General features: G+C 31.3%; 25 protein-coding genes and 1 pseudogene. 18 read left to right on the plus strand and 8 right to left on the minus strand.

Annotation, left to right across the window (positions count from 1 at the left end; genetic code table 11):
* Nucleotides 1–81 precede the first annotated feature (81 nt).
* On the plus strand, nt 82–1,839 hold the full coding sequence (locus tag ACR0QS_RS00500; protein WP_432631483.1) for an ABC transporter ATP-binding protein: 1,758 nt from the start codon (nt 82–84) through the stop codon (nt 1,837–1,839).
* Nucleotides 1,840–1,870: 31 nt separating this feature from the next.
* Entirely contained in the window at nt 1,871–3,610 is a 1,740-nt protein-coding gene (locus tag ACR0QS_RS00505; RefSeq protein WP_432631484.1) for an ABC transporter ATP-binding protein, read from the plus strand.
* Between the two features lie 91 nt (nt 3,611–3,701).
* On the opposite strand, the gene ruvA is transcribed toward ACR0QS_RS00505, so the two are convergent.
* Together ruvA and ACR0QS_RS00515 are read right to left on the minus strand one after the other, a co-directional pair.
* A complete protein-coding gene (gene ruvA, locus ACR0QS_RS00510) occupies nt 3,702–4,280 on the minus strand; it encodes a Holliday junction branch migration protein RuvA (protein WP_432631485.1) in 579 nt (192 codons plus the stop codon).
* Nucleotides 4,281–4,283: 3 nt separating this feature from the next.
* Nucleotides 4,284–4,493: a heavy-metal-associated domain-containing protein gene (locus ACR0QS_RS00515; protein WP_432631486.1), complete on the minus strand. Its 210-nt coding sequence runs from the start codon at nt 4,491–4,493 to the stop codon at nt 4,284–4,286.
* A gap of 210 nt (nt 4,494–4,703) precedes the next feature.
* Here ACR0QS_RS00515 and lspA point away from each other — a divergent pair, with 210 nt between their 5' ends.
* The 15 genes and pseudogenes from lspA (at nt 4,704) to ACR0QS_RS00590 (ending at nt 19,567) form a co-directional block, all read left to right on the plus strand.
* On the plus strand, nt 4,704–5,276 hold the full coding sequence (gene lspA / locus ACR0QS_RS00520) for a signal peptidase II (protein WP_432631487.1): 573 nt from the start codon (nt 4,704–4,706) through the stop codon (nt 5,274–5,276).
* A gap of 34 nt (nt 5,277–5,310) precedes the next feature.
* Nucleotides 5,311–6,207: pseudogene (locus ACR0QS_RS00525) on the plus strand (RluA family pseudouridine synthase); the annotation flags it as partial.
* A gap of 255 nt (nt 6,208–6,462) precedes the next feature.
* Complete coding sequence (locus tag ACR0QS_RS00530) at nt 6,463–6,966, plus strand: GNAT family N-acetyltransferase (protein ID WP_432631488.1); 504 nt, start codon at nt 6,463–6,465, stop codon at nt 6,964–6,966.
* A gap of 136 nt (nt 6,967–7,102) precedes the next feature.
* Nucleotides 7,103–7,879 (plus strand): flagellar type III secretion system pore protein FliP, encoded by a 777-nt coding sequence (gene fliP / locus ACR0QS_RS00535; RefSeq protein WP_432631489.1) that lies wholly within the window; start codon nt 7,103–7,105, stop codon nt 7,877–7,879.
* A gap of 87 nt (nt 7,880–7,966) precedes the next feature.
* Nucleotides 7,967–8,236 carry a flagellar biosynthesis protein FliQ gene (gene fliQ / locus ACR0QS_RS00540; protein ID WP_137998843.1) on the plus strand — a complete coding sequence of 90 codons (270 nt, stop codon included), beginning with the start codon at nt 7,967–7,969 and terminating at the stop codon, nt 8,234–8,236.
* A 56-nt stretch (nt 8,237–8,292) separates the two neighbouring features.
* Complete coding sequence (gene fliR, locus ACR0QS_RS00545) at nt 8,293–9,096, plus strand: flagellar biosynthetic protein FliR (protein ID WP_432631490.1); 804 nt, start codon at nt 8,293–8,295, stop codon at nt 9,094–9,096.
* Nucleotides 9,093–10,295, plus strand: a complete 1,203-nt coding sequence (gene flhB, locus ACR0QS_RS00550; RefSeq protein ID WP_432631491.1) for a flagellar biosynthesis protein FlhB — start codon at nt 9,093–9,095, stop codon at nt 10,293–10,295. Before fliR ends, flhB begins: the two co-directional genes overlap by 4 nt.
* Nucleotides 10,296–10,314: 19 nt before the next feature.
* Nucleotides 10,315–12,414, plus strand: coding sequence for a flagellar biosynthesis protein FlhA (locus ACR0QS_RS00555; RefSeq protein WP_432631507.1), 2,100 nt, complete (start codon nt 10,315–10,317; stop codon nt 12,412–12,414).
* 73 nt (nt 12,415–12,487) lie between these two features.
* Nucleotides 12,488–12,661 (plus strand): hypothetical protein, encoded by a 174-nt coding sequence (locus ACR0QS_RS00560; RefSeq protein ID WP_432631492.1) that lies wholly within the window; start codon nt 12,488–12,490, stop codon nt 12,659–12,661.
* 18 nt (nt 12,662–12,679) lie between these two features.
* Nucleotides 12,680–14,446 carry a flagellar biosynthesis regulator FlhF gene (locus ACR0QS_RS00565; protein ID WP_432631493.1) on the plus strand — a complete coding sequence of 589 codons (1,767 nt, stop codon included), beginning with the start codon at nt 12,680–12,682 and terminating at the stop codon, nt 14,444–14,446.
* Between the two features lie 19 nt (nt 14,447–14,465).
* Complete coding sequence (locus ACR0QS_RS00570) at nt 14,466–15,335, plus strand: MinD/ParA family protein (RefSeq protein WP_432631494.1); 870 nt, start codon at nt 14,466–14,468, stop codon at nt 15,333–15,335.
* Nucleotides 15,336–15,343: 8 nt separating this feature from the next.
* On the plus strand, nt 15,344–16,003 hold the full coding sequence (locus ACR0QS_RS00575) for a hypothetical protein (protein WP_432631495.1): 660 nt from the start codon (nt 15,344–15,346) through the stop codon (nt 16,001–16,003).
* Nucleotides 16,004–16,072: 69 nt separating this feature from the next.
* Complete coding sequence (gene whiG, locus ACR0QS_RS00580) at nt 16,073–16,879, plus strand: RNA polymerase sigma factor WhiG (RefSeq protein ID WP_432631496.1); 807 nt, start codon at nt 16,073–16,075, stop codon at nt 16,877–16,879.
* A gap of 25 nt (nt 16,880–16,904) precedes the next feature.
* Entirely contained in the window at nt 16,905–18,878 is a 1,974-nt protein-coding gene (locus tag ACR0QS_RS00585; protein WP_432631497.1) for a FapA family protein, read from the plus strand.
* A 23-nt stretch (nt 18,879–18,901) separates the two neighbouring features.
* A complete protein-coding gene (locus tag ACR0QS_RS00590) occupies nt 18,902–19,567 on the plus strand; it encodes an HAD-IA family hydrolase (protein WP_432631498.1) in 666 nt (221 codons plus the stop codon).
* Here ACR0QS_RS00590 and recO read toward each other — a convergent pair.
* Nucleotides 19,556–20,341, minus strand: a complete 786-nt coding sequence (gene recO, locus ACR0QS_RS00595; RefSeq protein WP_432631499.1) for a DNA repair protein RecO — start codon at nt 20,339–20,341, stop codon at nt 19,556–19,558. The two genes, ACR0QS_RS00590 and recO, sit on opposite strands and share 12 nt — an antisense overlap.
* A gap of 90 nt (nt 20,342–20,431) precedes the next feature.
* A complete protein-coding gene (locus ACR0QS_RS00600; protein ID WP_432631500.1) occupies nt 20,432–20,599 on the minus strand; it encodes a DUF362 domain-containing protein in 168 nt (55 codons plus the stop codon).
* Between the two features lie 930 nt (nt 20,600–21,529).
* Between ACR0QS_RS00600 and ACR0QS_RS00605 the strand changes: the two genes are divergently transcribed.
* Nucleotides 21,530–22,129 (plus strand): hypothetical protein, encoded by a 600-nt coding sequence (locus tag ACR0QS_RS00605; protein WP_432631501.1) that lies wholly within the window; start codon nt 21,530–21,532, stop codon nt 22,127–22,129.
* Nucleotides 22,130–22,262: 133 nt separating this feature from the next.
* On the opposite strand, the gene ACR0QS_RS00610 is transcribed toward ACR0QS_RS00605, so the two are convergent.
* The 4 genes from ACR0QS_RS00610 to prfB all read right to left on the minus strand — a co-directional run bounded on the left by ACR0QS_RS00610 (nt 22,263) and on the right by prfB (nt 26,522).
* Nucleotides 22,263–23,408, minus strand: coding sequence for a CapA family protein (locus ACR0QS_RS00610; RefSeq protein WP_432631502.1), 1,146 nt, complete (start codon nt 23,406–23,408; stop codon nt 22,263–22,265).
* A complete protein-coding gene (locus ACR0QS_RS00615; RefSeq protein WP_432631503.1) occupies nt 23,398–24,789 on the minus strand; it encodes a hemolysin family protein in 1,392 nt (463 codons plus the stop codon). The genes ACR0QS_RS00610 and ACR0QS_RS00615 overlap by 11 nt, the downstream gene beginning before the upstream one ends.
* A 30-nt stretch (nt 24,790–24,819) precedes the next feature.
* On the minus strand, nt 24,820–25,320 hold the full coding sequence (locus ACR0QS_RS00620) for a chemotaxis protein CheX (RefSeq protein ID WP_432631504.1): 501 nt from the start codon (nt 25,318–25,320) through the stop codon (nt 24,820–24,822).
* Between the two features lie 94 nt (nt 25,321–25,414).
* Nucleotides 25,415–26,522, minus strand: a protein-coding gene (gene prfB, locus ACR0QS_RS00625; RefSeq protein ID WP_432631505.1) for a peptide chain release factor 2 whose coding sequence is annotated in 2 segments (ribosomal slippage) — nt 25,415–26,458 and nt 26,460–26,522 — 1,107 coding nt in all. Because the reading frame shifts where the segments join, the coding sequence is not laid out codon by codon here.
* Between the last annotated feature and the right edge of the window lie 152 nt (nt 26,523–26,674).

Raw genomic sequence — 26,674 nt, forward strand, 5'->3', positions numbered from 1 at the left:
CTATGTTGACAAAATTTACCCTATATGTTAGAATATTCTAACAATAATTTTTAATCAATAAAATCTATACGGAGATTAATTATGAAACATTGGTTTTTTAGACTTATGGAACTTGCGGGAAAATTTAAAATATTACTTTTGCTGTCCTGCTTATTTTCTATAATAAGTTCGATACTCGTTGTATTTCCTTTTATTTTTATTTATATGATTATAAAAGAATTATTATATTCTAATAATTACGGAATTATAACTCATTATGCAACTATAAGTTTAATATTTTCGTTATTGAGTTTGGCGGCATATTTGACTGCTTTATTATTGTCGCATATAAGCGCGTTTTCTACAATACATTCCACGAAATTAAAACTTATGAAACATATAATTTCATTACCTTTGGGTTTTCATATAAAAAATCCGAGCGGTAAAATAAGAAAGCTGGTAGAAGTAAGTTCGGAAGAGATAGAAAATTTTGTCGCCCATAATATTCCCGATATAGCATACGCTTTCGTAAGTCCGATAGCTTTAATAATTTTATTTTTATATTTCGATTATAGAATGGCTATAGCCTGTTTAATTCCTATTATCATAGCCTTCATAATGCAAAGTATTCTTATGGGAAATAAAGGAGCTGGCAAATTTATAGAGATTTATCAAAAATATTTGGGTGAAATGAGTAATATAGCCGTAGAATATGTGAGAGGAATTTCGGTTATAAAAGCGTTCGGGCAAACTACTTTTTCATTTAAAACTTTTTACGATTCCATAATGAATTACGGAGATTACGCTAAAAGATACGCTATGTTTTGGAGAGTTCCAATGTCGTCTTTTATAGCCATAGTAAATTCGTCTTTCTTTTTTCTTATTTTATTCGGATTAATATTTATAACTAAAACCAGCGATTATAAAGCGTTTGTTTTAAGCTTTATATTTTATACGATTGCAAGCGCTTTAGTTTCTCTAACTTTAATGAAACTTATGTATGTCAATTCGCAATCGGTTATGTTAAAAATGGCGGTGGACGATATTTATAAAATATTGGAAGAAAAACCTTTAGAAAATATAACTGAAGAAATTAAAATTGATAATTTCGATATTAGTTTTAAGAATGTAACTTTTCAATACGAGAATACAAATATTCCAGCAATAGAAGATATAAGTTTTAACGCTTTACCAAATACAATAACGGCGCTGGTTGGAGTTTCGGGTTCGGGAAAAAGCACTATAGCGAATTTGATTCCGAGATTTTACGATATAAATAAAGGTTCTATAGAAATAGGCGGAGTCAATATAAAAGATATAAATTATTCTCAATTAATGAAAACGGTTAGTTTCGTTTTTCAAGATTCAAAATTATTAAAAGCTACTTTATTTGAAAATGTTAAATATGGAAATCCAAACGCTTCAAAAGAGGAAGTTATTAAAGCTATGGAATTTGCCCAATGCGAAGATATAATAAATAAATTTCCAGATGGAATAAATACAAAAATAGGAGCTAAAGGAGTTTATTTGTCGGGCGGAGAAGTTCAAAGATTATCAATAGCGAGAGCGATATTGAAAAACGCTCCGATAATAGTTTTTGACGAAGCGACATCTTTTGCCGACCCAGAAAACGAATATCAAATACATTTGGCGCTTAATAAATTAATAAAAAATAAAACCGTAATAATGATAGCTCATAGATTATCGACTATAAAAGACGCCGATTTAATATTGGTTTTGGATAATGGAAAAATAATAGAAAGGGGAAATCATAACGAACTTATAGAATTAAACGGAAAATATAAGAGTATGTATGATAATTATAAAAACGCTTTAAATTGGAGCGTAAAAAAACAATAAAGAATTATTTTCTAAAAAAGGAGAAAATCTTATGCTTAAAAATATGTTTATGTTGTCCGATAACGGAGTAAAAGATATGAGAAAGGCTGTATTTTGGTCTGTAATATACGATATAACTTTAATGGCTTCCATTAGCGTATTGTTCATGGTTTTAAAAATTTTTATAGAACCGATTATAGAATCAAAAGAATATACGAGCGGAAATGTTATAGCGTATATTTTAATAGCGTTATTGATAGCTTTTTGTATATACATCGCTTTTTATATTCAATACAAATATTTATATATTTCGGTATATTCGGAAAGTTCCGCAAAAAGAGTCGGTATGGCTGAAACGATTAGAAAACTGCCTTTATCGTTCTTTCAAAAAAAAGATTTGGTTGAATTTACAAATACATTAATGAAAGATATAACTATAGTCGAACATATAATGTCGCATGCCGTTCCTCAACTTATAGGTTCGGCGATAACCGTAGCGCTAATATCCGTTATGCTTTTAATTTTTGATTTTAAAATGGGATTAAGCGTAGCGATAGTTTTTCCTGTAGCTATATTTATAGTGTTTGCCAGCAGAAGAATAATGGAAAAATATGGAAACAGAGCTTTAGATATTAAAAATCAATCTTCGGATGCGATTCAAGAGGCTTTGGACTGCGTGAAAATAATAAAATCATATAATATAGAAAAAGATTATTTGAAAACTCTTAAAGAAAAATTAAGAAAAGAATTTTACGCTTCCCTTAAAACCGAAGTTGTAACTGGAACTTTTGTAATGTCTGGAAACGCGATATTGAAATTTGGAATATCTTTGACGATATTTGTCGGAGCTTATTTATTTATAAGAAACGAAATAACGATTTATAAATATATAGCTTTTTTATTAATCGCTTCAAGAATATATTCGCCTATAGAAATTATGCTAAACAGAATAGCGGAAATATTTATGCTTAAACTTATATATAAAAGAATGCGAGCGATAGAAAATATAGAAATACAAAATGGAAAAGAGAATATAGAATTAAATAATTTTAATATAGTTTTTAATAATGCAGGTTTTTCTTACAAAGACGACAATAATCAAGTTATAAAAAATGTTTCTTTTGAAGCAAAACAAAACGAAGTGACGGCTATAGTCGGAAAAAGCGGAAGCGGAAAATCGACTTTGGCTAAACTTGCCGCAAGATTTTGGGATTTGCAAGAAGGAAATATAACAATCGGGGGAATCGATATTAAAACCATAGAGCCTGAAGCTTTATTAAAAAATATTTCTATAGTTTTTCAGGATGTAATTTTATTTAACGATACCGTTTATAATAATATAAAAATCGGAAAACGAAATGCAACGAAAGAAGAAATTTATAAAGCTGCAAAATTATCTCAATGCGATAAATTTATAAGCAATTTGAAAGACGATTATGATACGATGCTTGGAGAAAACGGCGAGACTTTATCGGGAGGCGAAAGGCAGAGAATCTCAATAGCGAGAGCTTTACTCAAAGACGCTCCGATAATATTATTGGATGAAATAACTTCTTCTTTGGATAGCGAAAACGAAAGTTTAGTTCAAACGGCGATATCAAATCTTATTAAAAATAAAACCGTTATTGTTATAGCGCATAGATTGAAAACTATAAGAGATGCCGATAAAATAATAGTTTTAGATAATGGAAAAATTTTGGAAGAAGGAAAACATAACGAACTTATGCAAAATAATTCTTTATATTCAAAACTTGTTTCTATGCAGGAAGAGAGTTTAAGTTGGAAAGTTTAATTTAATTAAAGTAAGCATAATTATAAAAAAATCAAATATAAAAAACTAATAAATAAAATTGGAAAATATAATATTTATAATTAATTTTTAATTATATAGAATTCAAATTTCTTAAAGCCTCTCGTATCAAATCTTCGGCGTTCATGTTTTCTTTATTTTCTATAATTGACAAAGATTTAATCGCTTCGGAATTTGAAAAACCTAAAGAAATTAAAGCCTTTATCACATCGCTTTCGTTATCGTTATAAGGTTTTGCCGAAGAAATATTTATGTCGATTTTTTCTATTTTGTCCCGCAGCTCGAATAATAATTTTTCCGCTTTTTTTAGTCCCATTCCCGAAACTTTTTTTAGCATTGAAATATCCTTATTGAATAAAATATGCATTATTTCGTTTATGGAATAAGTCGAAAGAATTTCCATCGCCAATTTTGGTCCCACTCCAGAAGTAGCCATTAAAGTGGAAAATAATTTTTTTTCTTCCCGCGTGGCAAAACCGTAAAGCGTCATAGAATCTTCTTTGTGAATAAGTTGAGTATATAATCTTATATTTTTGTTATTTTCAACTTTTAATTTTTTCGACACATTGATTTCATAACCGACTCCTCCGCATAAAACGGCGATAAGATTTTCCGAAATTATTTGAGCCTTGCCTTCTATAAAAGCGAACATAAATCAAACCGAAGCCTCGTATTCCAATTCTTTAATAGCCTCTATCATTTTATCAGCGTTTATTTTTGATTCGTCAAATTCCACTTCTGCGGATTCTTTTTCCAAACTTACATTAACTTTATTTATTCCGTCAAGTTCGGTTAAACTTTCCGTAACTGCATTGACGCAATTTTGACAGCCCATGCCTTTTATTTTTATAGTTATGTTTTTCATTAAAATTCTCCTTTTCTAATAATTTTAAGTTTTAATTTTCTAACAATTAAATTAATTATATATTATATTTTATAATTAAACAATATGTTGTTATTTTTATTGAAATTATAACGATTATATTTTTATTTTATAAAGTCTTGTAATTTTTATTAATATCGATTATTATTAAGTCCAATTAAGTTAAATAATTTATTAAACGGCAGAAAAATAATGAAAAAAATATTAACCGAAATAAAAGCGAAGAAAATATATTTTTTAATTTCTATACTAATATTTATAGTAGATATAGTTTCAAAATATTTTGTGGAAAAATTTATACAACCGATATACATGAAAAACATTATCGGCAATATTTTAGTTTTCGCATATACGAGAAATTACGGAGTCGCTTTCGGATTTTTGAATAATTTGCCCGAAGCGATTAAAAATATTATGCCTCTGATTTTGAAAATCATTGTGGCAGCCGCTATGATTCTAATAATTTTTATCATGCTTTCTATTAATCCGAAAAAACAAAAATTTTCAATGATTGGTTTTACTATGGTTTTGGGCGGCGCTATCGGTAATTTGGTTGATAGAATTATGCGCGGATATGTTACCGATTTTATAAGCATGGGATTCAACGAAACGATTAGATTTCCGTATCATTATAATATTGCTGACGCTTCAATCACAATAGGAATTGTAGTTATAGCGATTGGAGTATTTTTATTTAAAGAAGATTTTGAAAATAAAATAGAAACCGAAGAAACGATTAAAGAAGACGAAAATCAATCTTTATAATCATATAAGCATGTCAAACAATGAAGAAAGTTTTTTTAAAATAGAAAACGAAAAGGATGCAAATAAAAGACTCGATATTTTTTTAAGCGAAAAACTTAATATAACTCGTTCTCAAATAAAAAATTATTTGGATTTTATATTAGTAAACGGACAGCAAAAAAAATTATCTTATTCTTTAAAATTAAACGATATTATAATCGTAGAAAATGAAAAAAATTTTATTAAAGAAAATTCCTGCGAAGAACCGAAACCCGAAAATATTACGCTAAATATAATATACGAAGATAAATATTTACTCGTGATAAATAAACCAGCGAATATGAGCGTTCATTGTTCGTCTTCCGAAACGAGCGGAACTTTGGTAAACGGTTTGCTTTATCATATAAAAGATTTTGATTTTAAGGGAAGCAAAAAGAGGGCTGGAATAATTCATAGACTCGATAAAGATACTTCGGGAATTATTATAGTAGGCAAAAACGCAAATATAGTTTTGAGTATTCAAGAGCAGTTTAGAAAAAAAACGGTAAAAAAAATATATCATGCAATATTGGTAGGTTTGCTTAAAGAAAATTTTTTGGAAATTAATTTGCCGATTGGACGACATAATTTATACAGAAAAAAAATGACGGTTAGAGAAGACGGAAAAGAATCATTGACATATATTAAAGTTTTAAGGAGATTCAAAAATCATACTTTGGCGGAAATAAATTTAAAAACGGGCAGAACGCATCAAATAAGAGTTCATTGTTCTTATAAAGGTTTTCCAGTCGCTGGCGATAAAATATATTCAAAAAGTTTTTCAAAATATGGCGGTTTAATGCTTATGGCAAAAGAAATAGAATTTATGCATCCGATTACAAAAGAGACAATGAAATTTGAAATAGATTATCCGAATTATTTTAGAGATTTTTTATATTCCGAGAACACATAAAAATAATTAGGTGAGTAAATACCAATGGGCTTATAAAAGGAATTATAAGCCCATCGTAATAGTGTTAGGAGTCTGATAATAATGAATAATTACTATTTTATTTCATCAAGTCTATCATATATTATAACCGAATCAAATGCAAGAGGTAAAATAAAAAAAATAATTTTTTGTTAAAAATTCATATTTACAAAATTATCAAAATAGGTTATCATAATATAGTTTACATAATTCTAATATTATTTAATAAGGTTTTGTATGAATTATCTGATAAGAGAAGCGAATATTGAAGACGCCGAAAATGTCATTGAATATATAAAAATCGTATCCGATGAAACTGACTTTTTAATTTCCGATTCGAGCGAAAGAAATTTTACCGTGAAGAAAGAAAAAGAATTCTTGCAAAATATACAAAATTCGATTCTTGAAAAAATGTTTTTATACGAAATTGAAAATAAAATAGTTGGAATTTGCAGTATCGAAGGAGTAAATAAAATTAGAATAAAACATAGAGTGGATTTGGCAATAACGGTTTTAAAAAATTATTGGGGAAATAAAATCGGAGAAAAATTGATGGATTACGCGATTGGATATTGCAAATCAAATTCTATAAAAAAGATAGAATTAACCGTTAGAATAGATAACGAAAGAGCGCTTAAATTGTATAAAAAATTTGGTTTTGAAATCGAAGGCGAGATAAAAAAATTTTTTTATTTTGGCGGAAATTACTATAATTGTTATTTTATGGGGCTTTTACTGTAATGTAATACAGTAAAATAAGGCTTTTTTAGAATGTTTTTAAAAAAAAAGTTAACATAATACTTGATTTAATTTTAATAATATGTTAACTTTAACTAATAAATATTTAATGAGTTGGAAAAACTAGGATTAAAAAAGTATGAGGAAAATTTTTACGATTATTTTAATATTGGGTTTGTTTCTTTCAAATACGATTTACGCTCAAATGCCTATACCGACTATTGATTTAAATATCGCAGAAGCCCAAACTCCGCAGCAGGTTAGCTTGGGACTTCAAATTTTATTTTTGCTCACAATATTATCTTTATCTCCTTCGATTATAATAATGACAACGAGTTTTATAAGAGTTTCTATAGTTTTGAATTTTGTTCAAAGAGCTTTATCTTTACAGGAAACTCCTCCGAGAGCTTTAATAATGGGACTCTCTTTATTTTTAACATTTTTTATAATGATGCCGACTTTGACTCAAATAAATAGAGACGCGTTGCAGCCTTATTTAAACGGTTCGATTGGAGTAAACGATTTATACGGAAGAGGAATTCAGCCTTTAAGAATGTTTATGTTTAATTCTTTAAGAGGCGAAAACGGAATGAAAAGTCTGGATTTATTTTTAAGCATAAGCGACACAAATATAAGATTGAGAGAAATTCAAACGGTTGAAGATTTAAATAGAATTCCAACGATGGTTGTGATTCCCGCATTTATAATAAACGAACTTACGATTGCTTTTAAAATGGGAATTTATTTATTCATACCGTTTATAGTTATCGATTTGGTTGTCGCTTCGATTTTGATGGCTATGGGTATGATAATGCTTCCGCCGATTATGATATCTCTGCCGCTTAAAATTATTTTATTCGTGGCGGTTGACGGTTGGAAATTATTGATACTTCAGCTGGTGCAAAGTTTTAGATAGTTTTTTATTTTAATGAATTTAATAAAGGGTTAAAAAGAAATTTAGAATTTATATAAAAAAAATTTAATTTGAAAAAAGGATTTGATTATGAGCGATACTTCGATAGTTAATTTGGTTCAAGGGACTTTATGGACATTCATGATGCTTGTTGCCCCGATACTTGGAGTTTCAATATTAGTCGGTTTGATTATATCGATACTTCAGGCTACTACGAGTATTCAGGAACAGACTTTAACATTTGTTCCAAAAATGATTGCGATGCTTACGGTTATATATTTTTTGGCTTCTTGGATGCTCAATTATATAAGCGGATTTACGGTTAGATTGTTTAGTATTTTGCCAACGATAGCGAGATAGATAAGATAAAAAATAAAAAGAATAAATAAAAGCGAGATTAAATATTAGGATTGATAATGGACAACTTTGTTAATTTCTTTCAGATTTACCTGCTCATTATGGTGAGATTTTTAGCTATACTTATGGTAGCTCCGTTATTTTCTTCAAATGTTATTCCTAATACTATTAAAATCGGACTCGCATTTGTGGCAACGGCTGCGATATTTCCTTTGATTGCAGACACTTCGATTCAAGCCGCTTCTACTTTTGTTGGATATTTTTTGACTCTATTAAACGAAGCGCTTATAGGAATATTAATCGGATTTTTAATGTCGATTATATTCGCAGCATATCAGGTTATGGCGAACTTTTTTGAAATTCAAATGGGATTCGGAGTTTCGGAAACCGTTGACCCGATTTCACAAGTAAATGTTCCCGTTTTAGGACAGCTTCAGTCTTTGGTAGTTATATTAATATTTATAGCGATAAACGGACAGAATTGGATTATAAGGACTTTATATTATAGTTTCGAGGCTTTGCCAATTTTAAGCGAGGCTTCAAAATCGGTATTTACTTCTTCTTTTCAAGGAATCATAGACAGAATGATTTATTATATGAGTTCTTTATTTTCAATAGCGCTTTCACTCGCTTTGCCTATAATGTTAACTTTATTTTTACTCTCTATTAGTTTGGGTTTATTAGCGAAAGCCGCTCCTCAAATGAATATATTAATGCTGGGTTTTCCCATGCAAATTGCAGTCGGAGTTGTGGCATATTATATACTTATACCAGCTTTGGTTTCTAATTTCATGAAGATACTTGAAACTACAATATCGGATGTCAATCATATAATAACTTTCTTATCGGGAGGAACTATATGATTAAATTTATTTTAGAAATTTTATTTGAAATATTAATTAAATGTAAGGCTCGACTATACAGAAAATATTTGCATTTAACGGGCAAGGGTTTCGTCTTAACTTTATTTGCATCTCCAGAAGATGAAGGAAGAACTGAATTACCAACCGAAAGAAAAAAGAGAAGAGCGAGAGAGGAAGAGGGTAGAGTAGTAAATTCCGTAGAAATAAATCAAACTTTGGTATTGGCGGTGACTATAGGATTAATATTTATTTTGGCGGGATATTTGACGCATACGGTAGGACAGTTTTTTATGGAAATTATAAATAAAATATCTGATGCCGACAGCACAATAAATTTAAATGCTATGCCAGATATATTTTTGAATATAATATTTTTAGTGGCAAAAACGGCGGGAATAATTTTATTTGCCGCTTTAATAGTCGGAGTCGGAATCAATTTAGCTCAAACGAGATTTTTATTTACCGTAAAAAAATTAAAACCTAATTTTAAAAGAATCGCTCCAACTTGGACGAATTTCAAAGAGAGAGTTTTTGTGTCTCCTCAAAATTTAATGAATCTTGCGAAAATACTTTTTAAAATGATTGTCATAGCAATTCTTACTTTTACCACTATAAACGGAAAACGAAACGAACTCTTTAATATGATTAACATGGAATTGTCACAAGCGATGAATGTATTTTTCTTTATAGTTTTGGAAATGCTTGCAAAAGTCATCGTGTTTTTAATAATAGTTTCCGTATTCGATTATTTCTTTCAAAGAAGACAGCATATAAAAAGTTTGAAAATGACAAAGTATGAAATGAAAGAAGAAGTTAAAGAATTGGAAGGCGACCCTTTGGTAAAAAGTCAGTTGCAGGAAATGGCAAGAAAAATAGTAAACCGAACGATGCTTAAAGCCGTGCCAGAAGCGGATGTTATAATAACGAACCCGACTCACTTTGCCGTAGCTTTGAAATATAATAACGGAGATTATGCGCCTATGGTAACCGCAAAAGGAGCGGATAATATAGCTTTAAGAATAAAAGAAATAGCCAAAGAAAACGAAATTGAAATAGTGGAGAATAAACCTTTGGCTCGAGAATTATTTTATAATGTGGATATAGGAAAATATATTCCCGAAAAACTTTTTCATGTCGTTTCTAAAATACTCGGCGAAGTTTATAGAATACGCGATGAAAAAATGTCGAGAGCGATGTAGGAGATAAAAAATGGCGGAAATGAATATTCCTTTCAAAATACCTAATGCCAATAATTTAGGAAGACATACGGATGTTATGTTTGCCGTAGCGGCGGTTATGGTTATCATGATGTTAATCATACCTTTGCCTACATTTATTTTGGATTTGCTTCTTGTAATAAATATAATAATTTCGCTTTTAATACTTCTTATGGTTTTGAGTATAAAAAGTGCGAGTGATTTTAGCGTATTCCCTTCTGTTCTGCTCGTTATGACGGCGTTCAGACTCGCTTTAAATGTTTCGACTACGAGAGCGATTTTAACTCAAGGAGAAAGTTTTGACGGAAAAGTAATTACCGCTTTTGCCAATTTCGTAGTTTCGGGAAATGTCGTTGTCGGAGTGGTAATATTTATTATTCTTATAATAGTTCAATTTGTAGTTATCACGAGAGGCGCTACGAGAGTTTCGGAAGTTGCCGCAAGATTTGCGCTCGACAGCATGCCTTCAAAAATGATGGCGGTTGAAAGCGAACTTCAAGCGGGAGCAATTACAGATAAAGAGGCAGAAGACAAAAGAAAGAAAATTAGAGGAGAGAGCGATTTTTATGGAACTATGGACGGAGCTTCAAAATTCGTTCAAGGCGATGTAATTGCTGGTTTGATTATTACCGTAATAAATATAGTCGGCGGATTTATAATCGGCGTGACTATGAGAGGCGAGGCTTTTAATCAGGCGATTGACACATATACGCGTTTTACAATCGGAGACGGTTTGGTTAGTCAGATTCCTTCTTTTTTTATGAGTTTTGCTACTGGACTTTTGGTGACAAGAAGCAGCAGCGAAGATAATTTATCGACTCAAATTGCAGTTCAAATATTCGCCAAGCCTAAAAATTTATTCATTGGTTCTGGATTCGCATTCTTTTTAATGATTTTGCCCGGATTCCCAAAACCCGCTTTGCTCGTTATATCTTTAGCTTTATTTTTAGCGGGATATTTAATGAGGAAAGAACAAAAAGAACTTGGAATTAACGAAGACGGAAGTAAAGCGGAAACTCCAGAACAAACTCAGCAGGGACCTTTGGATGTTACGCCTCTGCTAAAAGTTGAAAAAGTGGAACTTTCGGTTGGAACTTCTTTAATTCCTTTGGCTTTGGAATCGGAAGGCGGAGATTTGATAAATAGAATAAGCCGAGTTCGTAGAGAATTGGCTTTAGAAATCGGGTTGGCGGTTCCTCCCGTTCGCATTGTAGACAATCAGGCTATAGAACCAGACGAATATACGATAAGTATCAACGGAGTCGAAATGGCTAAAAATTTTGTTCGTCCTACTATGCTTTTGGCTTTGAATTCGGAGTCTAAAGAAAAACCTACAGAAGAAGCGGAAATGGTAAAAGAGCCAGCATTCGGTTTGCCTGCTTATTGGATTAAAGTAGATGAAAGACATAATGCCGAACAGAAAAAATTTACTTTATTCGAGCCAAGCACCGTTATAGCGACTCATTTTAGTGAAATAATCAAAAGAAACGCGAATCTTATTATCGGCAGAGAAGAAGTTCAAGAAATGCTCGATAGAATCAAAGACGAAAATAAAGAGCTTGTATCCGAAATATTGGCGGCTAAACCTCATAACGAAAGCCCGCGCGGATATATACAAAAAGTTTTGCAGAATCTTTTGCAAGAAGAAGTGCCTATTAAAAATAATGTGGCAATACTCGAAGGAATCGCCGATGCAATTTCGGTTATGGGAAGCGAACAGGCTACCGAACTTGTGAGAAGCAGACTCGCTCCTCAGATATCTCAAATGATTGCGGATGCGGATAAAAATATTAGAGTTATAACATTTAGCCAGCAGTTGCAAAATAATATAGCCCAAAATCTCGTCAATACGGGAAATTTGCAAGGCAGTCAAATGATAGCTATGAGTTTTGAAAGCATGCAGAATTTGATTAAAAATATAAAAGACGCGATAAAATTGGTAAACGAATCTGGAGTAGGGGAAATAGTATTTTTGACTTCGCCTTTAATAAGACGCCCGTTGTATCAGTTTATAGCGAAGAATATTGGAAAATATAAAGTAGTATCAACGGCGGAAATTATGCAAGGTTATAATGTTCAGGGAGTGGCGAGTATTAAATAATAAATTTAAATAATCGATTTTAGAAAATATAAAAATTATTAAATAAAATATAGATAAACGGAGAAAATAAATTATGAAGACTATTAAAATTTTTGGCAAGAACAGGGAGCAGATTGAAAAAATAGCTCGAGATAAATACGGAGAAAGCTATTTTATAATCAGCATTAGAGAATTAAAAAGAAAAACTATTTTCGGCATTATAAAAAAAGAATTTGAAGTTTCTATTGGCGTTTTAGAACAAAATTAATATTGAGGGAGTGAAATCATGGCATTAGTAGATATAAAAGAATTTAGAGCGGAAACTAAAGCGAAAGCGCTTGCACAAGCTACGGTGCAATACGGCAGAAATTTCATGATGTTAAAAGAGTGGCAGGAAAAACCGAAAGGACCTTTGGGATTGTTCAAAAAGCCAGAGTGGGTTATTAGAGTAATGCCAATCGATAGTCCTTATAGAAAAAGCGAAAATAAAAATACCGTTAAAGAATATTCTAATAATGATGCGGTTTCTTCGGATTCTTATGAGGAAAAACTTATAAATGATGAAAAAGAATTGAATAAACATAAATATACTACCGAAACGATAGACGGAAGCGAAATGGGAGAAAAAATAGTGGATATGATTAAGCGCATAAAAGAAGCTCAATATATCAGAAAATCAGAAGCCCAGTCAATAATTCAATCGGATATAAATAATGGCGTTCAAAATAATTTAAATCCGTCTGCAAATATTCAATTAAATAATTCAGCCGAAAAAACTATTAACGAAAGAATTTTGGACGAAAAAAATAATAATAGAATCGAAAATTTTAAAAGTCATAATAATAATTTTAACAATTTTAACGGAAGCGATTTTAATAATTCTAATAATAGAATGAGAAATAATAATTTTAATCCTTTATCTTCTTTCAATAATAATTCTTATAATTCTTCTTTATTCGGAAGTTCGATGTTAAGCGACAGTTATTATAACCACAAAAATTCCATAGACGAAAATGTTAAAAAAATGGTTGAGTCGCAAGTGAAGGATATAGTTAAAGAATATTTTGAAAATAATGTTCCTAATTTTAATAAAAACAAAAATAATAATTCAAGAAATTCTTTTTATAATAATCGCTACGAATCGGAAAGAAATTCTATAAATAAAATTAGAAATAATAGAGAAGATTTTGATTTTGACAGCGATATAGACGACAGAGAAAAAGATTATTACGAAGACGATAGAGATAATTTTGAAAATGTTGACGCGATGGAAGAAAGTTTTAATTATTTAAGAGGCAGAGAATTCCCTGAAGAAGCGCTGCTTAATTTGAGAGAATATTTATTAACTTCGAGCAACGCGAGATTTTTTCAGTCGAACGAAATCATAAAAGAAGAAATAGAAAAATATTTTACAAACAAATTGATATTGTCAAACGGAATTGATATAGGACATAAAAAGAAAATAATAGTTTTTGTGGGACCAACGGGAGTCGGAAAAACTACCACAATACCGAAAATAGCGGCTCAATATATAAGGGCGGGAAGGAAAGTTTCTTTTGTGACTATAGATAATTATAGAATAGCTGCTGTTGACCAACTTCAAAGATACGCAAGCATTTTAAAAGCTCCTTTTACAAGCGCAAGCAATCCAGAAGCTTTAAGAGCGGAAATAAGAAAAATGGATAATTCTTCGTTATTATTTGTAGACACTATGGGTCGTTCTCCGAAAGGAACGGACGAGATAATTTCTATGTCAAAATATTTTAGCACGGTTGGAAGATTCGATATGGATATTCAGCTTGTTATGAGTTCAACTGCAAAATATAAAGACTCGCTAAAAATACTCGAGGCTTTTAAACCCGCGAATTATAAAGGAATAATATTAACGAAAGTCGATGAAACGGATTATTTGGCTTCTTCCGTATGCGCCATAATCGGAACGAAAATTCCTATAACTTATGTCACTTACGGACAGGGAGTTCCAAAAGATATATCAACGGCGAAAAAATACGGAAAAAATATAATAGAAAATTTATACGGAAATTTAAAATAATTTAGGATTTATGATTATTATGAAAGACCAAGCGGACGAATTAAGAAAAATGATGAGCGTAAAAGACAAGCGACCTCAAAGAATAATAAGTATTGCAAGCGGTAAAGGAGGAGTCGGCAAAACAAATATAGCCGTCAATTTGGCAATAGCTTTGCATGAACTTGGGCAAAATGTTCTTTTGATAGACGCGGATTTGGGACTTGGAAATGTCAATGTTATATTAGGAAATATGCCCGAATATAATTTATATCATGTGATAAAAGGCGTAAAAAAAATGCATGAAATTGTAGTCGATACGGAATACGGAATAAGATATATAGCGGGAGCTTCGGGATTTTCTTCTTTAGCTAATTTGTCGGGCAGGGGACTAAATAAATTAATCAATAGTATGGATTCTTTAAATGACGCGGATATTATTATAGTCGATACGGGAGCGGGAATTTCCGACCAAGTAGCCTATTTTTGGCTCTCTTCGGACGAAAGTATAATTGTTACAACTCCAGAACCTACGGCGGTATTGGACGCGTTTTCCGTTATTAAAGTGATAGCGAGCGAGGATTCTAAAGCGGATATTAAAATTTTAGTCAACAGAGTTACAAAACCTTCGCAGGCAAAAGTGGTTAGCGACAATATTATAAGCGCAAGTAAAAATTATCTTAATATGAATGTTAAATATTTAGGATATGTTTTTGAAGATAAAACGATTCCTTATTCGGTTTCGCAGCAGTTTCCTTTTTATGAATACGACAATAAATGTCAGGCTTCTATGTCGATACATAATATTGCAAAAAAAATAGTCGATATGGAATATAGCGAAAATAAAGATGTAAAAGGTTTATCGGGTTTTATGGAAACTTTATCTCGTTTTCTTGTAAAAAATAGCAATTAGGAGCGATTATGGAAAATATAGTTAATAAATTAAAAAGTTATTTCTCGTCTAATTTCGGAAAATTGACTCTCTTTATAACCTCCGTGTCTTTTTTGGCTACTTTGTTTCTTTCGGTTATTTTAAAAAATAGAATCGATATTTCAATTTTTAAAGGATTAATTTCCGCAGTAATAACTATGATTATATTATACGCTTTAAATATATTTTTAACTAAATATTTGGGCGACATAATAGAAGATTCCGATGTCGAAATTATTTCAAATGTTTCGGACGATTCTTTAAATAATTCTTCCAATTCTTCACAAGAGGAAAGCGATAATTTGCAAAATTTAAATAATGCGGATAACGATATATTGCCCGAAACAAAATCCGAAAACGGCATAGATGCGATAGTCGGCGATATTTCAAGTCCTAAAGAAACTATTAAAAACGATTTTAATATTGATAAAAATAATAAAGTAGATTATGATAACTTGAGAGGCGATATAGGAGATATTATATTAGGCGCTTCGTCTTATAAAAGTTCTTCGGATATTTCCGATTCAAGCGAATATTACGGCGGCGATAAAAAAATAAACGAAAGAGTTATGGAAAGAGAGGTTATGGAAGACCCCGAAAAAGCCGCATCGGCAATAAGGACAGTGATAGCGAAAGATAAGGGAAAATAAATTAAATTATTTTTAATTTTTAATAAAGTTAATAAGTTATAAATAAAAAATTAAATAGAGTGGTTCATTATGAAGAAGAATAAAAAAGACATATTACCGAATATCACCGATGAAAACGAACATGAATATTGGTTGGAATTCAAAAAGACTTCCTCTCCTCATATAAGAGAGGCTATTGTCGTTAAATACGCTCCTTTGGTAAAATACGCCGCGGCGAGAATACATACGGCAAATATCAGAGGCGTGGATTTCGAGGATTTGGTTGGATTCGGTTCTTTCGGACTTCTGGATGCCATAGATAGATATGACCCGAATAAAGATGTGAAGTTTAAAACCTATGCTCTTTTGAGAATACAAGGTTCTATTTACGATGAGCTTAGAAAGATAGATAATTTGCCGAGGTCGATTCGTAAGGGCATAAAAGATATTCAGGAAGTGTCGGATGCTTTGGAATTAAAATTAAAAAGAAAAGCGCAGCCTCAGGAAATAGCGAAAATGCTCGATATTCCGGTTTCTAAATATAATGAAATCATGGGGTATAATATTCAGGCATCGACTACTTCTTTAAGCGAAGTTTGGTATTTGGGAGACGATTCGGATGAAATTTCCATCGGCGACACTTTAAAATCGAGCGATAAAACTAATCCCGAATATTTGGCGGAAAGAGAAGAGATTCAAAAAGAGATTGTAAAAGCTTTGAAAAAACTTCCTCCAAAAGAACAGGAAGTTCTGATATTATATTATTGGGAAGAGTTGACTTTGAAAGAAATAGGAAAAGTATTGGAAGTCTCCGAAAGCAGAGTTTCCCAGCTTCATGGAAAAGCGATACAGGATTTAAGACATAGCCTTTTGGAAATAAAGAAAGCCTTATTATAATTTATAATTAAGCGTAGGATATTTTATGAACGAATTAAAAAGAAAAATTTTACAAAGCAATTTTTATAAGAATATTTATAGCTCGCAAAATTCTCATTCTGTGGAATTGTATGTTAATTCTTTGGAACAGGGAATGCAGGAAGCGTCCGCAATATTTCAATGTCCCGTTTACGAATTAACTTATAAAGTGATAAGAGACAGAAGCAGAGGATTTTTAGGAATAGGCGGAGGAAAAATATTTGTCCGATACACTCATATAGAATACGAAAAATCTAAAATAAATATGGGAACGGATAAAGATTATACTTCTATCGACAGCGAGTCCGAAGACGACAATATTTTAATCGATAAAGACACGAAAATAATAATTCGAGTCAAAAGAAACGGCGTATTTTTGAAAGTGTCTCCTCCAGTCGCGGACGGAAAGAGAATAGAAGATATTACGGCTTTGGAATCAAAATTGATAGAATCGGGAGTAAAAGAATACGATTCCAATTTGGCTAAAAAAATTCTAAACGAACAGAAAGGAGAATACGAAAAAATAGCCGAATGGGATTCTTCAAAATCCGTATATAACGCTAAATTAAGCTATTCCGTTACGGAAGATAAAATGCAGGCTTTTGTAACTATGAGCAAACCATCGAACGGCGGAAGAGAAATGGATTTGGAAGATATTAAAAGTCTGCTTGAAAACAGCGGAATCATATACGGAATACAGGAAGACGGAATCAATAAATCTTTGGAAGAAGGCTATTTCAATATTCCAATTCTTGCCGCGGAAGGAAAACCTCCCGTTAATGGAAAAAACGCGAGAATAGAATTTTTGGTTAATGTAAATAAAAAAATTATACCTAAATTTATCGGCGAAGAAGAGAGTATAGATTATAAAGATTTAAGCATAGTAGAAAATGTCGAAGAAGGACAGAAATTGGCGGAAAAAATTGAAGCGAGCGAAGGCGAGGAAGGAACGACCGTATTCGGAGATAAAATTGAAACCAAAGGCGGAAAGGATATTGACCCTAAAGAAATACTGGGCGATAATGTAAAAATGTCGGAAGATGGAAAATTTATAATTGCGTCTATCAACGGGCAAGTGGTTTTGAAAGGAAAATTATTGAGCGTAGAACCAATATTCGAGGTTTCGGGCGATGTTGGACCGGAAACGGGAAATATTAATTTTATCGGAAGCGTGCTTGTTAAGGGAAGCGTTAATGATAATTATTCGATTAAAGCCGAAGGAAATATAGATATTCAGGGAACGGTTGGAAAATGCGACCTCGAGGCGAAAGGCGATATAATGGTTAAACTTGGAATTCAAGGAAATGAAAATAGTTTCGTTAGAGCTGGCGGAGATGTCATAGCGAAATTTATACAATTCTCCAATATTGAAGCGGGAAATAATGTCGTTGTAACGGAAGCGATTTTGAATTCGAATATTGACGCCGACAGTAGAATAATACTTATCGGAAAGAGAGCATCGGCAAGCGGAGGAAGATTAAGAGCATTAACCGAAGTAAACGGAAAAGTTTTGGGTTCTCAAGCGGGAACAAAAACATTGATAGAAACTGGAGTAAGTCCCGCAAAAAGAAGAGCTATAGATTCGATGGAAAAAGAAAAACAAGAACTGGATATGGCTATAGAAGAACTTGAAAGAGGAATAAAATCTTTAGAGCAGGCGGCAAAAATTAAAAAATTAGACGATGAAAAGAAAGAACAGTTGCAAAGTTTGAAAGAGCAGCTGGAACAGTCGAGCAGCAGAAGAGAGGAAGTCGTATTGAATAGAGAAAGCATGGTTCAGCAAATGGAAATAGAAAAAGTGGAATCCACAGTAAGCGCGGGAAAAGAAATGCTATCTGGCGTTGAACTTATAATAGGAAGCGCCGAATTTTCAATAAGGCAGAATTATAAAGCGGTTACTTTTTATGAAGAAAATGGAATAATAATGAGCGAAAAATATAGAGGCGAGCCTAAAAACGACAAGAAAAGTAATAGAAAATAATTCTTTTTATAAAATTAATCAATATGTCTAAATACGAAAATATTTTATTCGACCTTGACGGAACTATAACGGATTCGGCGGACGGAATAGTAAACGGCGTCATATACGGAATAAAAAAAGTAAACGAAATTCATAATTTAAATATAGAAATTCCTTCAAAAGATATTTTAAGAAAATTTATAGGACCGCCTCTCGATATAAGTTTTATAAAATACTGTTGTAAAGACGAAAATCTTGCAAACGAATTTATAAAATATTACAGAGAAGATTATAACGAAAATGACGGTTTATTTAACTGTAAATTATACGAAGGAATTTTTGATTTAATAAAAAATCTGCATGATAAAAAATTTAATCTGTATGTCGCTACGGCAAAACCGAAAGAATCCGCGGTTAGAATAATAGAATATTTTAATTTAAATATTTTCTTTAAGGAAATTTACGCTCCAACGATTGGTGGAAAAGCTAAAAATAAAACCGATGTTATTATAGAAGCTTTATCAAAAGAAAAATTCGACAAATCAAAAACTATAATGATAGGCGACAGAATAGACGATATTGACGGCGCTAAAAATGTGGGAATAGATTCGATTGCCGTTAGATACGGTTTCGGAGAAGATAAAGAATTTGAAAACGCGACTTTTATTGTAGACGATGCAAAAAGCGTATTCGATATTTTAATTAAATAAAACTTCTTCCAATACTTTAAGACTTTTGAAATTTTTATTTAAATGATTGAAAAGAGATTTATTCATTATATCTCTGACATTCGTAATCGAGTTTATATAAAAATTATTTATGTCTTTATTTTGAGCTATGTCGATTAAAGAAGTTTTTTTTATTATTCGCATAAAATCAATGTCGCCTTTTTCGAGTTTAACTGCGTCTTTTGAATTTATTTTACAATTTTCGCATATAATTCCGCCTTCGATTATCGAGTAAAAATCGGATTTTTGACTTGAACATAAAATGCATGAATCAAGCTGCGGAGATATTCCCGCTATATAAAGAACTTTCATTTCAAACGCTCTTAAAAGTATGTTTATATAATTCTTTAATAAATTTTCTTCTAATAAAAATTTTTCTTCTTCCAATTTTTCTAAAGCGTTTAAAATTTTCTCCATGAGTATAAAATATCTTTCGTCAAAATCTTTTGCCGAATATAATAAAACTTCTCTTATATAAAAAATGGCTAAAGAAGAATAAATTGATTTTTCAAGCAAATTATAATTTTTTATTATTGAAGATTCTTTTAATATTGATAAATTGGGCTGTTTCTTTTGATATAAACTTATTTGCATTTTTGATATGCTTTCAAAATCCGAACCGAACGCTTTTGAATCTTTTTTCGCTCTATAGCATATTGCGTCTATTATAGAATTTTTTGTAAGAAACGAAGCGATTATTGAAGAGGTTTTATATTTATTGTAAGATAGAATGAATGCTTGAGTATTATTTATCAATTAAAAATTCCTTTAAATTTTTACTTAAAATATTAATCGGATTTAAAAAGGGCAGGCTAAAAAACCCGCCCCAATGCCATCCGTAACAGATTAAGCTTGATGTATAGCGTTGCTTGGACAAACAGGCTCACAAGCCGCACAATCGGTGCATTTGTCAGGGTCTATTACATAAATATCTCCTTCGCTAATAGCTCCGAAAGCGCATTCAGGCAAGCATGAACCGCAAGCTACACAATCGTTATTTATAACACGTGGCATAATTTACCCCCATAAATTTAAACTGTATTTAGATTATAACATAAGTCGGTATTTTATCAAGTTGTTTATTTTTGTATTGCTTCGGTTGTTTAAGTCGCTTGCATACGCCATGTGACTTTGGTATCGGCTTACAATTAATTAATTTTTTAATTTAAAAATTCTTGTTCTTTTTTGAGTGGCAACGCAACATGCGCGGGCAAAGCCAAAAGAACCACACTAGTCTAAAGCCCACAGAGTGAAGCCCGCAGAAGCGAAAAACAACTCCGTTTAGAATTCGTTATTACACTTGTAAAAATTCCGTCATTGCGAGCGTGAGCGTGGCAATCTATATATCTGGATTGCTTCGGACTTCGTCCTCGCAATGACAGATTAATTAAAAATTTCAATGACGAATTTTTTTTTTGGCTACAGCCCGCTTTCGCTCTGCGTCCATTTTGGATTATCGAATTTTTTAAAAAAAATTTTATTTAAACAGTTGACAAAAAATTCTAAATATTGTATAATTCAACCATTATGTATTAAATCTAATAAATAATATTTGCAGTTCACCGCGAACCGCGAACCGCGAACCGCGAACCGCGAACCGCGAACCGCGAACAAAGTAGTTTAAACTTTTTTAATTTTTTAAAAGACAAAGTTTTATTTATAAGAATTTGTCTCGCTGTGCTATTGCAAAAAATAATTTCTTTAATTAAACATTCTTTGTCATTACGAGGCGTTAGCCGAAGTAATCTATTCTGTGTGGATTGCCACGCTTACGCTCGCAATGACAAATTTAAAATATACAATGACGATAAAAATAATTTTGCAATTCTAAATTTAGTTAAAACCTTTTTAACTTCAATTACTTTCGATAGCTTATCGGAGAAAATTAAAAATCTCCGTTTAGTTATAAATTTAAAATCAATTCAATTCAAGGAGGAAATTATCATGTATAATTTCAAAAATTTTTTTACCTACGTGGTTGTAGGAGCTTTAGTTATGGCTTTGTATGTAAGTTGTAAATCGAATGAAGACCCAAGTGACGGAGATGGTAATGGCTTCAATTTAGATGACATTTATACAACTTCGGGCGATGCGGCGACTTTCTTTACTGGAAGCTATACTTTTACAGGCACTCTTACTCGTTCTTCTTTTTCAGGAATTTCGGAAGATGAAGCAAGCGAAACATTGCCTACAAGTATGGAGGTTACGGTAACTATAAACGCTAATAAAATAACTGTAACTTCCCCATTTGCTCAATTTTTAATTTCAAGCGTTCAATTAAATAATGGCTATGACGGTATTGACGCCAATAGTAAATATAATGCTGGAGGCGAGAGTAAAACCGAAAATATGCATAATAAAGAATATATAGCTATTACTCAATTATTAAAAAAGAACGATGCTCCTTTGGGAACTTATGTAAGTATAACTGAAAGTGCAGGCGTTAATGCGGTTAGTGCAATTACAGTTAGATATCAATTTGGAAGTATACAAGGTCCTAACAACTTTAAAGGCACATATATGGGAGATTTGTTTAAACAATAATTTTAATAAAAGTTTTTGTTTAGCTTCTTAAGATTAAAAGACATCGCATTAATTGCGGTGTCTTTTTATTCGTCATTGTGAAACAATCCATTATTAATAAAACCTAAATAAAATTTTGATAAAGAATGATTTTTTAATTAGTCATATTTTCTACAAATAAACTTTTCACACTTTCGTTTGTTAAAGGACTGTAAAATTGATTTATTAATTTATAACCGTTTTTTATCGCGTTTGTGTCATAATCGCTATAAATATAATTTGTTTCCAATTCAGGCATAGAAATTTCGGGATTTTCTTTTATCGGCTTCATTATAAAATCAAAATCATTTTTATTAAATTTATTTTTATAAAAAAACGCGTAATATGTCGGCATAAATTCAAAATTGATTTCTTTATTTTCTTTTATTTCCAAAGATAAAATCGTCCCAATATCTAAATAAGGATATCTTCCCTTATGGCTAGCTATAAAATTTCCAAGCGAATAAATTATTATTCCTTTATGATTTTCTCCTTCGTATATTTCGGAACGTCTCGGAACATGCGGATGATGTCCTATTATTATATCGACTCCGTTTTCAATTAAATTCTTTGCAATTTCCATAGTTTTCGCTTCGGGTTCTGTCGTGTATTCCAAACCAAAATGCAGAGATATAATTTTTAATTCGCCGTTTGTCGCCGCAGTTAAATCGTTTTTTACTTTTTCTATTAAATCTTTTTCTTTAGGAAAAAAATTCATAAAATAAAAATATCCGTTTTCATTGCTTCTATAACTTATTCCGTTGTCAAGCATTGTGTAAGCGGATAAAAAAATCGGGATTTCGTTAATATTCGTTATCAAAGGTTTAATATCGTTATTATTTGTCGAGCCACCTAATATTGATTTATTATTTCTTTCAATTTCCGCTATCGTCTGTGCCTCCGCTTGAGCGCCCTGGTCGTAGACATGATTATTTGCAACCGAAAATAAATTAAAATAATTAAAAAAATATCTTAAATATTCCATCGAGCCGTTAAATTCGGGGTAGGGCATAGGAGGTTTATTCGTATTAACTGAAAATTCCAAATTGGCAAATACAATATCTCCCGTCAAATAATCTTTCAAATCGATTAAAATGTCTTTATTTTCAAAAGATTTTACTATATTTGGATGCGTCATTATATCGCCGACAAAAACAAGTTTAGCCGATTTAGGTTTTTCTTGAATTTCTTTTTTGCATGAATTAAACGAAAATAAAAATGAAAATATTATAATTATAAATAAAATATATTTAAATTTCATTATAATTATCCTCGTTATTTTTATCGAGAGCGTCTTTTGATTCTTCTTCGTTCGATTCCGATTCTGCAATTCTTATATTTTTAATCGGAGTAAGTTCCATTTCTATTATTCTTCTGTCTTCCACTTTCATTATTCTTATTCTGTATCCGTTTAATATAAGTCTTTCGTTCGTTTCTGGTATATGGTCTAATTTGTCTATAACATAACCCGCTATAGTTTGATATTCTTCATTTTCTTCAATATCCAAATTCAATGCTTCATTTACTTCTTCAATAGATGCCGTGCCGTTTACTATTATTCTTTTTCCTTTGAATTTAATTAAATCTTCTTCTCTTTTATCGCTTTCGTCTACTATATCGCCCATAATCTCTTCGATAATATCTTCCATAGTGACGAGTCCCGCAGTTCCGCCGTATTCGTCAATAGTTATAGCCATTTGTAATTTCTTTTTTTGCATATCGTTAAATAAACTGCTTATAGTTTTTGTTTCTGGGATAAAATATGGAAGCATTATATAATCAATCGCCTTATTTTTAGTTTTATTTTTATTATTCGATTTTAGATAATCTTTAAATAAAGAACGAGTATGAAATATTCCAATTATATGGTCTATAGTTTCTTCATAAACTGGAAATCTTGAAAGTCCCGTTTCTACAGTAAGGCGAATTATATCGTTTATTTCAGTTTCAGCTTCTATACAAACCATATCTACTCTCGGCGTCATTATTTCGTCAACGGTTTTACTCCTAAAATCTATTACCCCCGTTAATAATTCATGAGTCGATTCTTTAATTATTCCCTCTTTATGCCCTATATGAATTATTGTCGTAATATCGTCCATACTCGCAAGAGCGCTTCTTTTTTCAGTATTCCTCAAATTTTTTGGGACTAAATAATTCATTATAAAAGTGGTTATTTTATCCATTAAAAAAGTTATAGGCTTAAAAATAAAATGGACTGCCTTCATAAAGTATAAAAGATAAGGAATCGCTTTTTCGGCGTTTACTCTCATCAATACTTTTGGCATAATCTCTCCGAATATTATAATAAGAACAGTTATCGTTATCGTAGATATTGTGACCATTAAATTTTCGGACAGATTTGTAAATGTTCTTGCTATTCTTATCGCAAAAACCGTAATCATAGAACTTGCGGTAATATTTACTATATTATTTCCAACGAGTATTGTCGGTATCATCGAACTCGATTTTGACCAGTATTTCATGTCTTCTTCTTTAATTTTTTTTTCTCTAACAAGACGCATTAAAGTTACTTCGTCTATAGTAGTGTATGCCGTTTCGCTTCCAGAAAATAGCGCCGAAAGCCCTATAAGAATTATTATGATAAATACTTCGATAAAATAAATTAATAGAATTTCCATATAATGAATAATAAAAAGAAATTATTTATATTAAATATCCATCGCTATATTAACGCTAACAAAACCGATATTGGATTGAAAAGGAATAATAATAGTTTTTAGATTTTTCGGTATAATTTGTATCTCTTTTCCAAAATATAATATCGGAGGAGTAATATCGCAGCTTATGCCTTCTTCGGATAATTTAGTTATGGCAAGTCCGCTTATCGTGTTTCCTATTTCGTTTATTACGCTTCGCATCATATCTTCAAATTCGTCATCGGAGTCGTATTCGGAACGTTTTTTTTCGGTAAGGTTTTCGGTTAAAAGCTGAGAAAAGTTTTCGGGGAATTCGTATAAAACCTGTCCGTTTACATCTCCCACAATTCCTATTGCAACGCCGTAGCCAGAAAATAATTTTCTGCCCTGTCCTTTAACTAAAGTTCCTTTTTCCATAGTAATTCCCGCCATTTCTTTAAATATCGAAACTAAAGAAACTATGAACGGATTGATAAATCTAACATCCATGAATTTTATGGTATTTGTCGTCATATACTATATTCCTTTTATCCTAATATTAACAGTATCGTAATATATATCTATATTATAACAAATTTTTTTATTTTTTCAATAATTAATTTATAATCTACTTCTTATTAATCTGCATTTTCAAATAAGACGCTATGAATTCGTCAATATTTCCGTCCATAACCGAGTTCATATTTCCGCTTTCATAACCCGTTCGCAAATCTTTAACCAACTGATAAGGCTGAAACACATAACTTCTGATTTGATTTCCCCAAGCTATATCCGTTTTTTCGCCCGCTATTTTTTGTTTTTCTTTATCAAGTTTTTCTTTTTCAAGCTGATAGAGTTTCGCTTTAAGCATTTTCATTGCCATATCTTTATTATTATGCTGACTTCTTTCCGCCTGACATTGAACGACTGTATTTGTAGGAATATGAGTAATTCTTATTGCCGAAGAAGTTTTATTTACATGCTGTCCGCCCGCGCCAGAAGCTCTATAAGTGTCAATTCTCAAATCCGCTTGATTTATATCGACTTCAATATCTTCGTCTATATCGGGCATAACGCTAACCGCCACAAATGAAGTATGTCTTTTCGCGTTTGCATCAAAAGGAGATATTCGCACGAGTCTATGAACTCCGATTTCCGAGCGCAAATAACCGTAAGCGTATAAACCTTGAATATAAAAACTTATCTGCTTTATTCCCGCCTCGTCCCCGGGTAATTCGTCCGTTGTTTCCACTGTCCAGCCATGTCTTTCGCAAAATCTAATATACATTCTCGAAAGCATCGAAGCCCAGTCGCAACTTTCCGTTCCGCCTGCGCCCGCGTTCAAAGTCAAGTAGGCGTTTTTACTGTCGAATTCGCCCGAAAATAAATTTTTAGTTTCAAGTTCGTCAAAAACTTTTTGCAATTCCAAATATTCTTTTTCAAGTTCCGATTCCATTTCGCTATCGTTCGAGCTTATCGCAAGTTCGGTGAGTTCGTATATATTATTTGAATTTTTTATAAGATTTTCCACAGGTTCTATTTTGTCGATTAAAAGCATTCTTTCTTTCATTAATTTTTGAGCGGAAATATTATCGTTCCAAAAATCGTCTTTTGCAGAAATTTCGTCAATCTCTTTTATTCTTTTATAAATCGATTCGGGGTCAAAGATACCCCCTTAAAATTTCGGTTTGTTCTTTAATATTCGCTACCGCGTTTTTTATTTCGGATAATGTCATTTTAATTTCCAATATTAATAAAATTTTTATTCTTTAATTATTATTCTTAATTATTATTCTTAATTATTATTCTTAATTATTATTCTTAATTATTATTCTTAATTATTATTCTTAATTATTATTCTTAATTATTATTCTTAATTATTATTCTT

The sequence above is a fragment of the Brachyspira sp. genome (genome assembly GCF_050873525.1).
GTDB lineage: Bacteria > Spirochaetota > Brachyspiria > Brachyspirales > Brachyspiraceae > Brachyspira.

Excerpts from the sequence above, each read along its gene's own strand:
- ACR0QS_RS00500 (WP_432631483.1), top strand. The coding sequence starts at position 82 with ATGAAACATTGGTTTTTTAGACTTATGGAACTTGCGGGAAAATTTAAA.
- ACR0QS_RS00505 (WP_432631484.1), top strand. The coding sequence starts at position 1,871 with ATGCTTAAAAATATGTTTATGTTGTCCGATAACGGAGTAAAAGATATG.
- ruvA (WP_432631485.1), bottom strand. The coding sequence starts at position 4,280 with ATGTTCGCTTTTATAGAAGGCAAGGCTCAAATAATTTCGGAAAATCTT.
- ACR0QS_RS00515 (WP_432631486.1), bottom strand. The coding sequence starts at position 4,493 with ATGAAAAACATAACTATAAAAATAAAAGGCATGGGCTGTCAAAATTGC.
- lspA (WP_432631487.1), top strand. The coding sequence starts at position 4,704 with ATGAAAAAAATATTAACCGAAATAAAAGCGAAGAAAATATATTTTTTA.
- ACR0QS_RS00530 (WP_432631488.1), top strand. The coding sequence starts at position 6,463 with ATGAATTATCTGATAAGAGAAGCGAATATTGAAGACGCCGAAAATGTC.
- fliP (WP_432631489.1), top strand. The coding sequence starts at position 7,103 with ATGAGGAAAATTTTTACGATTATTTTAATATTGGGTTTGTTTCTTTCA.
- fliQ (WP_137998843.1), top strand. The coding sequence starts at position 7,967 with ATGAGCGATACTTCGATAGTTAATTTGGTTCAAGGGACTTTATGGACA.
- fliR (WP_432631490.1), top strand. The coding sequence starts at position 8,293 with ATGGACAACTTTGTTAATTTCTTTCAGATTTACCTGCTCATTATGGTG.
- flhB (WP_432631491.1), top strand. The coding sequence starts at position 9,093 with ATGATTAAATTTATTTTAGAAATTTTATTTGAAATATTAATTAAATGT.
- ACR0QS_RS00555 (WP_432631507.1), top strand. The coding sequence starts at position 10,315 with ATGAATATTCCTTTCAAAATACCTAATGCCAATAATTTAGGAAGACAT.
- ACR0QS_RS00560 (WP_432631492.1), top strand. The coding sequence starts at position 12,488 with ATGAAGACTATTAAAATTTTTGGCAAGAACAGGGAGCAGATTGAAAAA.
- ACR0QS_RS00565 (WP_432631493.1), top strand. The coding sequence starts at position 12,680 with ATGGCATTAGTAGATATAAAAGAATTTAGAGCGGAAACTAAAGCGAAA.
- ACR0QS_RS00570 (WP_432631494.1), top strand. The coding sequence starts at position 14,466 with ATGAAAGACCAAGCGGACGAATTAAGAAAAATGATGAGCGTAAAAGAC.
- ACR0QS_RS00575 (WP_432631495.1), top strand. The coding sequence starts at position 15,344 with ATGGAAAATATAGTTAATAAATTAAAAAGTTATTTCTCGTCTAATTTC.
- whiG (WP_432631496.1), top strand. The coding sequence starts at position 16,073 with ATGAAGAAGAATAAAAAAGACATATTACCGAATATCACCGATGAAAAC.
- ACR0QS_RS00585 (WP_432631497.1), top strand. The coding sequence starts at position 16,905 with ATGAACGAATTAAAAAGAAAAATTTTACAAAGCAATTTTTATAAGAAT.
- ACR0QS_RS00590 (WP_432631498.1), top strand. The coding sequence starts at position 18,902 with ATGTCTAAATACGAAAATATTTTATTCGACCTTGACGGAACTATAACG.
- ACR0QS_RS00600 (WP_432631500.1), bottom strand. The coding sequence starts at position 20,599 with ATGCCACGTGTTATAAATAACGATTGTGTAGCTTGCGGTTCATGCTTG.
- ACR0QS_RS00605 (WP_432631501.1), top strand. The coding sequence starts at position 21,530 with ATGTATAATTTCAAAAATTTTTTTACCTACGTGGTTGTAGGAGCTTTA.
- ACR0QS_RS00610 (WP_432631502.1), bottom strand. The coding sequence starts at position 23,408 with ATGAAATTTAAATATATTTTATTTATAATTATAATATTTTCATTTTTA.
- ACR0QS_RS00615 (WP_432631503.1), bottom strand. The coding sequence starts at position 24,789 with ATGGAAATTCTATTAATTTATTTTATCGAAGTATTTATCATAATAATT.
- ACR0QS_RS00620 (WP_432631504.1), bottom strand. The coding sequence starts at position 25,320 with ATGACGACAAATACCATAAAATTCATGGATGTTAGATTTATCAATCCG.